The sequence below is a fragment of the Stenotrophomonas sp. BIO128-Bstrain genome, assembly GCF_030128875.1.
In the GTDB taxonomy this organism is placed as follows: domain Bacteria; phylum Pseudomonadota; class Gammaproteobacteria; order Xanthomonadales; family Xanthomonadaceae; genus Stenotrophomonas; species Stenotrophomonas bentonitica_A.
Window position 1 is genome coordinate 1,362,229 of sequence record NZ_CP124620.1, and the last position, 12,875, is coordinate 1,375,103.

Annotated in this window: 8 protein-coding genes; 3 read left to right on the forward strand and 5 right to left on the reverse strand. The window is 68.7% G+C overall.

The features are described 5' to 3' along the window. Nucleotides 1-21: 21 nt before the first annotated feature. The 4 genes from POS15_RS06140 to POS15_RS06155 form a co-directional block, all read right to left on the reverse strand. A complete protein-coding gene (locus POS15_RS06140; RefSeq protein ID WP_019184667.1) occupies nucleotides 22-846 on the reverse strand; it encodes a hypothetical protein in 825 nt (274 codons plus the stop codon). Further along, nucleotides 843-1,442: a hypothetical protein gene (locus POS15_RS06145; protein ID WP_284129209.1), complete on the reverse strand. Its 600-nt coding sequence runs from the start codon at nucleotides 1,440-1,442 to the stop codon at nucleotides 843-845. The genes POS15_RS06140 and POS15_RS06145 overlap by 4 nt, the downstream gene beginning before the upstream one ends. A gap of 2 nt (nucleotides 1,443-1,444) precedes the next feature. Then, a complete protein-coding gene (locus POS15_RS06150) occupies nucleotides 1,445-2,230 on the reverse strand; it encodes a DUF2092 domain-containing protein (RefSeq protein ID WP_284129210.1) in 786 nt (261 codons plus the stop codon). 155 nt (nucleotides 2,231-2,385) lie between these two features. Beyond that, nucleotides 2,386-4,278 (reverse strand): DUF885 domain-containing protein, encoded by a 1,893-nt coding sequence (locus POS15_RS06155; protein WP_284129211.1) that lies wholly within the window; start codon nucleotides 4,276-4,278, stop codon nucleotides 2,386-2,388. A gap of 424 nt (nucleotides 4,279-4,702) precedes the next feature. Here POS15_RS06155 and POS15_RS06160 point away from each other — a divergent pair, with 424 nt between their 5' ends. Both POS15_RS06160 and POS15_RS06165 read left to right on the forward strand, forming a co-directional pair. Next, complete coding sequence (locus tag POS15_RS06160; protein WP_284129212.1) at nucleotides 4,703-7,378, forward strand: TonB-dependent receptor; 2,676 nt, start codon at nucleotides 4,703-4,705, stop codon at nucleotides 7,376-7,378. Further along, nucleotides 7,375-8,529 (forward strand): histidinol-phosphate transaminase, encoded by a 1,155-nt coding sequence (locus POS15_RS06165; protein ID WP_284129213.1) that lies wholly within the window; start codon nucleotides 7,375-7,377, stop codon nucleotides 8,527-8,529. Before POS15_RS06160 ends, POS15_RS06165 begins: the two co-directional genes overlap by 4 nt. Here the strand turns inward: POS15_RS06165 and POS15_RS06170 are convergent. Then, nucleotides 8,526-10,313, reverse strand: coding sequence for an FAD-binding protein (locus POS15_RS06170; protein WP_284129214.1), 1,788 nt, complete (start codon nucleotides 10,311-10,313; stop codon nucleotides 8,526-8,528). The two genes, POS15_RS06165 and POS15_RS06170, sit on opposite strands and share 4 nt — an antisense overlap. Before the next feature lie 278 nt (nucleotides 10,314-10,591). Between POS15_RS06170 and POS15_RS06175 the strand changes: the two genes are divergently transcribed. Further along, on the forward strand, nucleotides 10,592-12,859 hold the full coding sequence (locus POS15_RS06175) for an arylsulfatase (protein ID WP_046273569.1): 2,268 nt from the start codon (nucleotides 10,592-10,594) through the stop codon (nucleotides 12,857-12,859). Nucleotides 12,860-12,875 lie beyond the last annotated feature (16 nt).

The window sequence follows — 12,875 nt, forward strand, 5'->3', positions numbered from 1 at the left end:
ACCAGGCGGCGCGCGTCGGCATCATTCGGGGAAGACCAGGGTCACCATCATCCGCGCGGTCCAGCGGCTGGCGTACTGCGGGCGGTCAACGTTGTAGAAGCCGCCCACTCCGATGCTCACCGGCGTGTGGCCCAGCCGCAGTACCTTGGACACGGTCGCTCCCAGCGGCACCGTCCATGCGTCGCCGCTGTCGGCCTTCCAGTTGTAGTTGGTCTCGGAGGTGAAGCTCAGCGACCAGCCCTGGGGCAGGTTGCGGGTGAGGAAGGGCTGCACGCTGGTGCTGCTGACATCCTCGCGGTCGCTGTCACCGCCCACCGACCAGACATGGTTGGCCAGTGCACCGACGGTCCACTTCTGCGTTTTGTGCACCACGATGAAGGCCGGGCCGAGCGAGTATTTGCCCGTGCCCAGGCTGTCGTGCGAGGCGGTATCGAGCAGCGCGGCGAAGCCGAAGCCGACCTCGGTGCCATGTGCCTCGGAGGCGGTCTTGGGGATGTAGTACCCCTGCACGAACAGATCGCCGGTCCCGTGCTTGTCTTCCGGGAACTGATTCCAGCTCAACGGCAGGATCGGGCGCAGGATGAACTTGCCGTTCTCACCGACGAAGGGAATCACCGGCTGGATCTTCAACTGCTGATTGTGGACGTCGCCGCCCGGCCCGACCGAGCCCTGGTAGTTGTACTGGAACGGCACCGAGATCAGGGCCGCCCCGGGGTCGGCGAGCTTGCGGGCGATGTCATCGGAGGACGCCGGGCCGGCCGGCGCGTCCTGCGCGGCCAGTGGCGCCGCGCAGGCGATGCCGGCGAGCAGCGCCAGCCGGGACAGCGCTGGGCGGCGGCAGATCATTGCGGTGCATCCACGACCACGTACTGCACGGTGGTGCCGGAGTAGCGCGGCTGGTACCAGGCATTGTCACAGCGCTGGTAGCCCAGGCCGTTGACGATGACGGTGCTGCAGTCCACCGGCAGCGAGTACACCACCGAACCGATCACCGCCGAGGTGACCGCGACGCCGGCGGTGAATGCCGCGGCATCCCAGAACGGGTGGTCCCAGTACGGCGGCGGCGGCGGCGGGTACGGCCCGGGACCCGGCGGGTGCGGGCCAGGACCCGGGCCCGGGCCTGGCGGATGAGGTCCCGGCCCGGGTCCCGGCCCCGGAGCAGGGTGGGGACCGGGACCCGGCCCAGGATGCGGACCCGGCTCGGGGCGGGGCCCCGGACCGGGATGTGGCGAAGGGCCTGGCCCCGGCGGATGCGGCGCGAAGCCGCCACCGCCGTGCGCGAAGCCTCCGCCACCGAAACCGCCGGCATGGGCGATCGAAGGATGGGCAAAGCCGCGCAGGCCCGGCCGTGCCTGGGCATCGGCCGGCAGCAACGCGCTGCCCAGCAGCAGGGTGATCAAGGCGGGCGCCAGTGCGGCGCGAAGCGTCGAGGAACGGTCCATGCTCAGTTCTCCCCGTCAGGCGTGGTCTGCGCGGCCAGCGCGACCGGAAGGAACACGATCTTGGTGGCCCCCTTGGGGTCGAAGGCCAGTTCCTTCGCGGTCACCGTGCGCCGCGTGTCCCAGTTCAACGTGGCCTGGTAGGTGGGCAGGGCCGGGTCGCTGTGGCTGGTGATGGCCAGTTGCCGCGGCAGATGGGTGGCATCGGAGATCCAGACCTGCCAATCCACGCCGGGCTGCCGGAAGGCGTAATGGTGCGTGGCCTCGCCGCCGATGCGGGCACTGCCGACCAGCAGTGCCGACTGGAACTGATCGGTCGGGAACGCCGGCGTGCCCCACAGGAACAGGTCGGCCAGCGGCAGTTCGATGCCATAGGTGGTGGCCGATTCGGCCAGCAGCGCCTGGCTGCTCTTGTTCAATCCATCCAGCGTGGCGTAGTACTTCAGGCGCGGGGAGTAGATCGTCAGGGCCTTGCCGTCGTAGAAGAGCTGGCGGTGCTGCTGGTCGCTCTGGATTTCCGCGAAGAAGTGGTCCGGTCCAAGCACGCGATACGTGACGGTGCCAGGCAACGCGATCTTCTGGCCATCATCGAGCACATACTCGGTGCTGGTCGTGGCGCTGAGTGAGAAGTGCGGCAGGGCGCGCAGGGCGGTGCCCATGCGGGTCAGGGCCTGGATCGCCTCGGCATCGATCGTCGCCGGCGCGGTCTGCGCGGCAAGCGGCGGCGGTGACAACAGCAGCGGTCCGGCCAAGACCAGGGCCAACAGCAGGCGCGACGGGGTGCGCGGCATGACGGTCTCCAGAGTGTCGTCGATGGGCCGCGCGACCGGCCGGCCCTGTTGACACTCTGCGGACCGCCCACGCCGCGGACAACCGGAGTTACACGGTAAGCCGCTAGGTATTTATACGCAGTCGCCGGCCGCACACCGGCGCCTGCGCGGTGCGCTCAGGGGGCGCGGGCGGAGGGTGGCCCGCCGGCGGCGATCCAGTCCTCGACCGCCTGGCTGACCACCGTCATCGGCATCGCCCCATTGCCCAGGATCAGGTCGTGGAAGGCGCGGATGTCGAAGCGGTCGCCCAGTTGCCTGCGGGCGTGCTCGCGCAGTTCCAGCAGGCGCAGCTGGCCCATCTTGTAGGACGACGCCTGGCCGGGCTGCACCAGGTAGCGATAGACCTCGATGCGGACATCGCCCGGCGTCATCCCGGTCTTGGCCTGCATGTAGGCCATCGCCTGTTCGGGCGTCCACTGCTTGCGGTGCAGGCCGGTATCCACCACCAGCCGTACCGAGCGGAACATTTCGGCCTGCAGCCGACCGAGGTCACCGGCGGGGTCGTCCCGATACACGCCGGCCTCGGCCATCAACTGTTCGGCATACAGCGCCCAGCCCTCGCTGAACGCACTCGGGTTGAGGCTGCGGCGCAGCATCGGCAGGTCGGTGAGGGTCTGGCCGATCGAGATCTGGAAGTGATGGCCGGGCGAGCCCTCGTGATAGGTGAGGGTGGGAATGCTCCAGCGCGTATTGGAGGTGATATCGCCCAGGTTGATGAAGAACGTGCCCGGCCGCGAGCCGTCCATCGCCGGGGGGTAGTAGTAACCGCCCGGCGAGGTGGCCTGCATGTGCGTGGGCACTGGCTGCACCACCAGTTTCTGCGCGGGCAGGTGGCCGAAGTAGGTGGGCAGGATCGGGCCCAGGTCGCTCAGCCGCTGCTGGATGTCGCCGATCAGCGCCTGGCGGCCGGCATCGCTGTCCGGATACAGGTAGCGCGGATCCTTGCGTAGCGTCTCGATCCGCGCGGCAACCGTGCCGTCGCGCAGACCCAGCTGCTTCAGGCGTGCATCCATGGCCTTGTCCAGGCGCGCGACTTCGCGCAGGCCGATCTGGTGGATCGCATCGGCATCCAGATCGGTGCTGGTGTACCAGCGCAGTGCCGCGTCGTAATACGCCTTGCCCTCGGGCAGGGCCCACACCCCCTTGTTGCCGGGATGGGTGGCCAGCTTGGCCTGCACGTCATCGAGCAGGCGCTGGTACCCCGGATTGACGGCGTCGCGCACGGCGGTGGTCGCCTCGGCGATCAGCTCTGCCCGGCGCGGGGCGGCGATGGCGGGGACCTTGTCCACTTTGCGCTGCAGTGACTGCACCCACAGGCTGTTTTCCGGTGCGGGCGCGAGCAGCGTACGGAACTGGTTGGCCGCCCCCTCCAGCGCCACCTCAGGCGGCACCACACCCTGGCGGGCCTGCATGTCCATGTTGGCCCGGACCTGGTTCAGCTTGGGCCCCATGGCCCGCAGGCGCGCGATGTAGTGGCGTGCACTGGTGTCATCGGTCACCGCGTGCTGGTTGTCCATGAACTGCGGCAGGTTGACCGGCAGGCTGAACAGTTGATCCACCGCGTAGGTGCTGCCGCCAACCGGCAACCATGCTGCGGCCCACGGCACCTCCATCAGATCGATCTGGGCCTGGTAGAACCAGCGCGCGAGCCCGTCGCTCAGACGCTGCTGCGGATCCAGTGGCGCGCCGTGCCAGGCCTTGATCTGGGCGAGGTTGTCGGCCATCGCGCGGCGGTTGACCTCGCGCCGCGCCAGCGAGACGTCGGTCAACTGGTCGGACAGATCACCCGCTGCGTCGCCGCTGATGCCCAGCATCGTGCGCAGTTCGGGATCGGCGTTGATCGCGGCCATCGTCTGCGCATCGAGCAGTGCGTTGAACGAGGCGGGGGCAACGGCACGTGAGTTCGCAGGCGTCTGTGCACGCGCCTCCGGGACAGGAAGGGCCACCGCGCCAGCGATGGCGAAGGCAAGCAGGGCAGGGGCAACGCGGGCGGGCGTGATCGGAAACACGGGGCGATCTCCGTTGGCGGGCAGGCTGCGCGAAGGCTACGCCTGCGCGTGTGCGCCTGCATCTGCGGATCGTCATGGCCGCGCAGGCGGCGGCATCGGGCGGTCGTTGGCCGTCGGGCGGCAAACACCGTCGGCTATGTGGATATGCCCATGGGTAAGGGCGTTGGTCGCTGCGCCGCCACCGCCATCGAGTGAAATCAGTGACTTGAGCGAGGGCGATGGCGGAGGCGTCCGGGCGCGCGAGGGTACGCCCGGCGGGGTGGATTGACGCTCTGCAGCAAGTTTGCAACATGGGCCGCAGGTCACCCGGGGGAGCCTGTCTTGCCTGCCTTCCATCTGCCACGGCGATGTCGCCGTTGACGTGCCACCTGCGCCGCGCTCCATCGTCTTTTGCGGGCCTCGCCCGATCTCTGCGGAAGTTGCCATGAATCCTCGCGCCACCGTGCTGCGACGTCGCCGTCTGTCCGTCGCCGTGTTTGCCAGCCTGCTCTCCACCCTGCCGGTCCACGCCCAATCACCCGGCGACGCCCCGGCGGTCACCCAGCTCGACCAGCTCACCGTGCTCGGCAGCCGCACCCAGGCACGCACCGTGCTGGAGTCCCCGGTCCCGATCGACGTGCTCGGCGCCGAGGACATCCGCAGCAGCGGCTACACCGACATCAGCCAGATCCTGCAGTCGCTGCTGCCCTCGTTCAATTTCCCGCACCCGACCACGCCGGACGGCAACACCCATATCCGCTCGGCAACGCTGCGCGGGCTGTCGCCGGATCAGACCCTGGTGCTGGTCAACGGCAAGCGCCGGCATGCCAGTGCCTGGGTCAACACCGGCGGTACGGTGGGCAAGGGCGCGGTCTCCACCGATCTGAATGCCATCCCGGTCAGCGCGATCGAGCGGGTGGAGGTGCTGCGCGATGGGGCGTCCGCCCAGTACGGGTCCGATGCGATCGCCGGGGTGATCAACATCGTGCTGCGCGAGGATGCCGGGTTTGAAGGTCGCGTCAGCCGCGGTACCACCCGCGATGGCGGCGGTGGTACGACGGCCGTCGCGCTCGATACCGGCGTGGCCTTTGCCGAGGGCGGTGGCCTGCACCTGACCTGGGACTATCGTGACCGCAAGGCTGCCAACCGCGCACTGCCCGATACCCGCCAGCAGTACTTCGGCATCGGCCGCAACGGGGCACCGGTGGCACCATCAAGCACCTTCGGCTCCGGCACCGGCCTGGCCCCGATCGGCGGTGCGGCCGCCGGTGCGGTCGCCGATCCACGTGAGGCCACCATCGATCGCGATGCGCTGTGGCGTTTCGCCGATTCGGCCGATACCGTCGAGAAAACCGTGTTCGGCAACCTGCGCAAGCCGCTGGCCTGGGCCGAGGGCCTGGAGGCCTACGCCTTCGGCGGCTATGGGGTGAGCGAAGGCAGCTCCAATGCCTCATTGCGCCGCGCCGGCCAGGTCGAGAACGTGCGTGCGATCTACCCGGACGGATTCCTGCCGTGGGTCGATACCCAAAGCACCAATGCGTCGCTTGGTGCGGGCATCAAAGGCCTGCTCGGTGACTGGCACTGGGACCTGAGCAGCGTCTACGGACGCAACAAGCTGGTCTACCGCACCCGCAACACGCTCAACGCCACGCTGGGTGCCGACAGCCCGACCGCGTTCTACAACGGCGCGCTGGAGGCCTCGCAGTGGACCACCAACCTGGATGCCAACAACAGTATCGAGCTGGGCTGGCATGCGCCGCTGCGACTCGCGCTGGGCGCGGAGTTCCGCCGCGATACCTACGGCATTTCGCCGGGCGAACTGAACTCGTATGTGTGGGGGCCGGCACGGGTGCTCGATGGTCCGTCCGCCGGCAGCGTGCCGACCATCGGCTCGCAGGGCTTCGCCGGCATCCAGCCGGCCGATGCGGGCAACCACCATCGGCACAACATCTCGGCCTATGCCGAGGCCGAGACTGACGTCACCGACCGCTTCCTGGTCTCGCTGGCAGGGCGCTGGGAGGACTACAGCGATTTCGGCAGCACCACCAACGGCAAGCTCGCACTGCGCTACCAGCTCGATGGCGGGGTCGCGCTGCGCGCCTCGGTCAGCAGCGGCTTCCATGCGCCCGCACTGGCCCAGCAGTACTTCAGTTCCACCAGCAGCCGCACCCTCAACAATGCCGTCACCGGGGTGGCGGAGTACGTGCTGGTGCGCACCGCGCCAGTGGATACCGTGGAAGCGCGCGCGCTGGGCGCGCGGTCGCTGGAGCCGGAACAGGCCACCAATCTCACCGCCGGCCTCACCTGGGGCATCGGCGGGCTCAGCGCATCACTGGATGTGTACCGGATCGATATCGATGACCGCATCTTCCTTTCCAGCAACTTCGTCGATGCAGCCGGCTCCACCGCGATCCGCGACTACCTCGCGGCGCTGGGTTCACCGGGGGTGACCAGCGTGCGCTACTTCAGCAATGCCGCAGATACCCGCACCACCGGCGTGGATGCGTCGGCACGCTACCTGTGGGACCTTGCCGATCATGGCCGGCTGACCGCGACCGTCGCCTACAACCGCAACAAGACGGAGCTGACCCACGTCGCCTCGACCCCGTCGCAGCTCACCGCGCTCGGCGTGCGCACACCGTTGTTCGATGTCACCGAGCGCACCCGCGTGGAGAAGGGCCAGCCGCGCGACAACCTGACGCTCGCGCTGGGCTGGGACGTGGGCCGCTGGGGCCTGCACCTGGGCACGCACCGCTACGGTGAGATCGAAGGGGTGGCGGCGACCAACCAAAGTGCGGCCAACGTCGCTGCCTTCGCGCAGGGCTCGACCCGCTTCCGCACGCTGCCGACCGAAGCCGGTACGGCGGGCAATGTCGACGTGATCCAGACGCTGGAGGCGCGCTGGGTCACTGATCTGGACATCGCGTTCCGCGCCACCGACACGGTCACGCTGGTGGTGGGCGCGAACAATCTGTTCAATACCTATCCCACCCGCAACATCGCCACCACCCCGCAGGTCTCCGGTGCGGATACCTTTGGCGTGTTCCCGTACAGCGAACTGTCGCCGTTCGGCTGGAGTGGCACGTATTACTACGCCCGCCTGGAGGCCCGTTTCCAATGACCCGTCCCACGATGACAGGCACGCTACCTGCCGACCCGCAGCGCCGGCACTGGCTGCGTGCCGGCCTGACCACGGCGGCGGTAGCCGCGCTGGCGCCGGTGGCCGGATCGGCCGCTGCGGCCGCACCGTCCGCCGCCGCCGACACCGCTATCGATGTGCTGCGGCTGGACCTCAACGAAAGCAGCTACGGTCCCTCGCCGAAGGTGGGGCCGGCCGTGCAGCGTGCGCTGGTGGAAGCGCCGCGCTACGTGAGCGCCGCCCAGTTGCAGGCCCTGCAGGTGCAGATCGCCACGCTGGAAGGGGTCGCGCCGGAGCAGGTCATCGTCGGTGAAGTGCTGGAAGCACTTGGCCAGCACCTGGCGCTGAGCGAAGGTGCCGGTGGCTTCATCTACTCGGTGCCCGGCTATGGCGCGCTGGTGGATGCGGCCAGGCCCTTTGGCGGGCGGGCGGTGGAAGTGCCGTTGAACGCGCGGCTGGAGAATGACCTGCCCGCATTGCTGGCCACGATCGCGCCGGACACCCGCGCGCTGTTCGTGGTCAATCCGCACAATCCCTCGGGCACGCTCAGCCCAGGCGCGGACTTCGATCGTTTCGTGAGCGCCGCGCAGGCGCGCACGCTGGTGATCGTCGATGAGGCCTACCTGGACTACCGTGAGGATGCGGCCGCGTTGAGCGCGGTGCGCCTGCTGCGGCAGGGCCAGAACGTGGTGGTGTTCCGCACGCTGGGCAAGATCCACGCGCTGGCGGGTCTGCAGGTCGGCTATGCGCTGGCCCCGACCGGGCTGGCCGGAGCGCTGCGTCAGCGCGGGGTAGGGGGCGCGCACGCGCAGAACCAGCTCTCTCTCGCCGCGGCAGCGGCTGCGCTGGCCGATACCGTCCACGTGGCCCAGGTCCGGCGCAGCGTTGCGCTGGAGCGGCAGCGCTGGCAGCAGGTGCTGACCGGGCTGGGCCTGCGTTCTACCGAGGCCGCCGGCAATTTCGTGTTCGTCGACACCGGGCGCCCGCATGCAGCCGTCGCAGCCGGGTTGCTGCAGCAGGGCGTGCGCATCGCGCGGGTGTTCGCCCCGTATGACACCTGGGTGCGGATCACCATCGGCACGCCGGCGGAGAACCGGCGCGCGCAGCAGGCCTTGGGTCACGTGCTGGCCTAGCCGCGGATGCGCTCGAAGCCGTCCGCGCTCCAGTCCTCGCTGCCCACCCCGTGGTGGATGACGAACAGCCCCTGCGGATCGTAGCGGCGCTTGGCGGCCTGAAGGCGAGGGTAGTTCGGTCCCCAGAATGCCTGCTGCCAGTCTGTCTGGAAGTAGTCGCTCTCGGAGACGTACGCCGGTGCGGACGGGGCCACCGCGCTCAGCGCCTGGTAGGCGCGCGCTACGTTCAAGGCCCCCCGGCGTGCACGGGGCTCGTCCACCTTCAGGCCCAGGCCCGGGAAGATCGGTCCGCCGGCATTGCCGATGATGGCCAGCGCGAAGGCATCCAGCACCGCAGGATGGGTGGCGGTGTCACGGCTGGCCGCCAGCGCAGCGGCCGGGGCACCGAACAGGCCCTTGTTGCAGTGCAGGCCGACATCCATGTGCTCGGCCGCAGCGCAGATCGCGGCCGCCGCCTGCTCACGCCGCGCATCATCCAGCAAGCCCGACGGCAGCCAGGCCGAGGCGTAGCCGTGCAGGAACCAGCCGACCTGGCCCTGATCGCCCTTCCACAGCATGTGCCGCGGCGAGGCACCCGCGCGGGTGTCCTCGGCGATGAACCCGGGGGCATGCTGTCGGAAGAAATCGGCATCCCAGAAATCGCGGGCCGGCATCGCCAGGGCCTGCAGGGGGTCGGTGATCGTGTAGGCCGGCCGTGCACGCACCCATGCCAGGAACGGCGACCAGGTGGCTTCGGCCGCGTCGCGCGACAGCCCCTGGAACACCATCGAGACCGAGAGCCGGCGCGTGTCGGTGAAGGTGATCTGCTCGCCCCAGTGCGCGTTGCACAGCGTGTCGCGGTAGAAGCGCAGCATCTCCGCCGCCAGCGCCTGCCAGCTGGCGTCGTCGCTGGCCTGGATCTGGCAGGAGACGCCGCCGAACGTGTCGGGCAGGGCATGGGTGCGCAGCGTCATCCGGGTCACGATCCCGAAGCTCGCCGCACAGCCGCCCTTGAGGGCCCAGAACAGTTCCGGGTCGTTGTCGGCGTTGACGATGCGGATCTGGCCGTCGGCGGTGACGATCTCGGCCTCGAGCAGGCTGGCCGCCGCCGTGCCATGCGCCTTGGAGAAGCTGCCGAAGCCGCCGCCGGTGACCAGGCCGGTCACCCCCACCGAGGTGCAGCCGCCGCCCTGGACATAGCGCCCACCGCGGGTGGTGACCGCATCGTAGGCATCGATCCACATGGCCCCGGCGCCAACGCTCACCGCTGGCTGTGGCGCCGTGCCCGGGCGCGCGTTGTGGGCCACAAAGGCGTCATGCAGCTCGACCTGGTTCATCGCGCGGGTCCAGACCAGCAGCGAATCCGGCGCGCAGGACGTGCCGTGGTAGCTGTGCCCACCGCCTTTGACCACCAGCCGCAGCCGGTGGGTACGGGCGAAGTTCACCGCGGCGGCAACGTCGGCGCTGTTGGCGGCCGAGACCACCTTGGCACTCGGTACGGAGCGCCACGCCCCGAAGTAGCCACTGGTCTGGGTCAGGGCGGGCTGGTCACCGAGGAAGAAGGGGTTCTGCAACTGCTCCAGGGCGGCCGCGCGGGTGGCAGGGTCGGCCAGGAACGGCGACTGGGGGACCGACAGCCGGCCGCCTACCGCACGCGACAGCCGGTCCCACTCGGCCGCCGCCGGCCAGGCCGCGCTCCCCGGCCGCACCCTCGCACCGGTCGCCGCGAAGGCGGGGCCGGCCTTGAGCAGCGTGGGCAGCAGGGGCAGGGTCAGCCCGGCTTTGAGGCAATCGCGTCGTTTCATGGAAGTCGTTCCTTCGGTTGGCGCTGTGCGTGATGCCGATGAGTGTGATGCCGGCAAGGCCCAGCCGCACTGGCCTGGGGCTGGATTCCGGGGGTGAAGGGACGAATGGCGGCCGGTGTGGGGCGGCCGGTAGTCCGGCCCGACGAGCTGCCTGGCGTGGGGCAGCGGCCAGTAGTTTTCACCCGGGCCCGCCAGTAGTTCTGCGGTCGCCGAGCGGCTGGCTGCAACGCAGACTTCAGTGACGGACTTCCAACTGCCCCTCATTCACAGGACGCCCCATGAACACAAAGGTCAGCAATCTGCCCCTGCCGGTGCCGGCGTTCTCCGGGACGATCACCGAGAACTACAAGGAGGCCACGGCCGACTTTCCGCAGCCGGTGGCGCCGCCGGCCGGCGCACCGGATGTGCTGGTCATCCTGATCGATGATCTCGGCTACGGGGGCACCTCGATGTTCGGCGGGCTGATCCCCACCCCCAACATCGATGCGCTGGCGCACAACGGCCTGCGCTACAGCCACTTCCATAATTGCGCGCTGTGCTCGCCGACCCGGGCGGCGCTGTTGTCCGGCCGCAACCACCACCGCACCGGCAACGGTTCGATCACCGAGGCGTCCACGGGCTTCCCCGGCTACAACAGCATGTGGGCCGACGACAATGCGGCCATTCCGCAGGTGCTGGCCTACAACGGCTACAGCACGGCCGCGTTCGGCAAGTGGCACAACACGCCTGATTGGGAAACCAGCCCGGTCGGGCCCTTCGATCGCTGGCCCACCGGCAAGGGCTTCCAGACCTTCTACGGGTTCATGGGCGGGGAGACCAACCAGTTCACCCCGCAATTGTTCAGGAACACCACGCCGGTCGAGCCGGAGACCACCCCCGAGCAGGGCTACCACCTCACCGACGACCTGACGACCCAGGCCATCCAGTGGCTGCACACCCGCCAGTCCATCACCCCGGACCGCCCGTGGTTCCTGTACTGGGCGCCCGGGGCGATGCATGCGCCCCACCATGTGCCCGAGCCGTACATCGAACGCTTCAAGGGGCAGTTCGATCTCGGCTGGGACGCTTACCGGGCCAAGTTGTTCGAGAACCAGAAAGCCGTCGGTGCGATTCCCGCCGATGCGCAGCTCACCCCGCGGCCGGCCGAGTTACCCGGCTGGGACACCTACAGTGCAGACGAAAAGCGGCTGTTCGCCCGGCAGATGGAGTGCTTCGCCGGCTTCCTGACCCACCTGGATGAACACATCGGCCGCCTGCTCGAGGCGGTCAACGCGCTGCCCAACGCCGACAACACGCTGATCATCGCGGTGCTGGGCGATAACGGGTGCAGCCCGGAGGGCGGTCTGCTCGGGACGTTGAACAACATGGCGACCCAGAACGGGCTCCCCGATGACGTTCCGACCATGCTGGCGGCCATCGATGAGATCGGACAGTCCCATCACGAGAACCACTTCGCCGTGGGCTGGGCCTGGGCGGTGGACTGCCCGTTCCAGTGGACCAAACAGGTGGCCAGTCACTTCGGTGGCAACCGCACCGGGGTGTCGATCACCTGGCCGGCCAGGATCAAGAACGGTGGCGAACTGCGCGCGCAGTTCCAGCACGTGGTCGACATCGCGCCGACCATCTACGAAGCGGCCGGAATCGCCTTCCCCGAAGCGGTCAATGGGGTCCGGCAGCAGAAGCTCGACGGTGCCAGCTTCCTGCATACCTTCGCCGATGCCGATGCGCCGTCCACCCATCTCACCCAGTACTTCGAAAATGCAGGCAACCGGGCGATCTACCATGACGGCTGGATCGCCTCGGCGCACCATGGCGTGCCGTGGGTGCTGCTGGGACGCGACGGTCATTTCGAACGCGACCATTGGGAGTTGTACGACCTGAGCCAGGACTTCAGCCAGGCCAATGACCTTGCGGCCACGCATCCGGAGAAGCTGGCGCAGCTGCTGGAGATCTTCCGCCAGGAGGCCGACGCCAATTTCGTGTTCCCGCTGGATGATCGCTTCTCCGAGCGCGCGCACGTGCCCGACCGCCCCAGCGTGACCCGTGGCCGGGCGCGGTTCAAATATTACGGCGGCACCACGCGCATCAGCGAGGGCACCGCCCCCGACGTGAAGGCGCGCAGCCACAGCATCACCGCCACCCTGGTCATTCCGCAGGGCGGCGCGGAAGGCGTGATTGTCGCGGCGGGCGGCAGCGCGGGCTACGCGTTCTTCGTCAAGGACGGCGAACTGATGTACGAGAACAACTTCTTCGGCCGCGAGCGCGACCTCATCCGTGCCGGAACCCGGCTTCCTGCTGGAGAAGTGACCGTATCCTTCCATTACACCCATGAAAGCCAGGCCTACGGCGGCGGCGGAACCGGCCGCCTGGCGATCAACGGCAACGAGGTGGCGAGCCTGCCATTCGCCCATGTGCCGCCGGCCCGCTACAGCGCCACCGAGACCATGGACATCGGTCGTGATCTCGGCGAAGCCGTGTCGACGCAGTACAAGGGACCATTCCCGTTTACCGGCACGGTGAAAGAGGTGGTGTTCGAGATCGGTTAACCTCTTGAGCGGATGC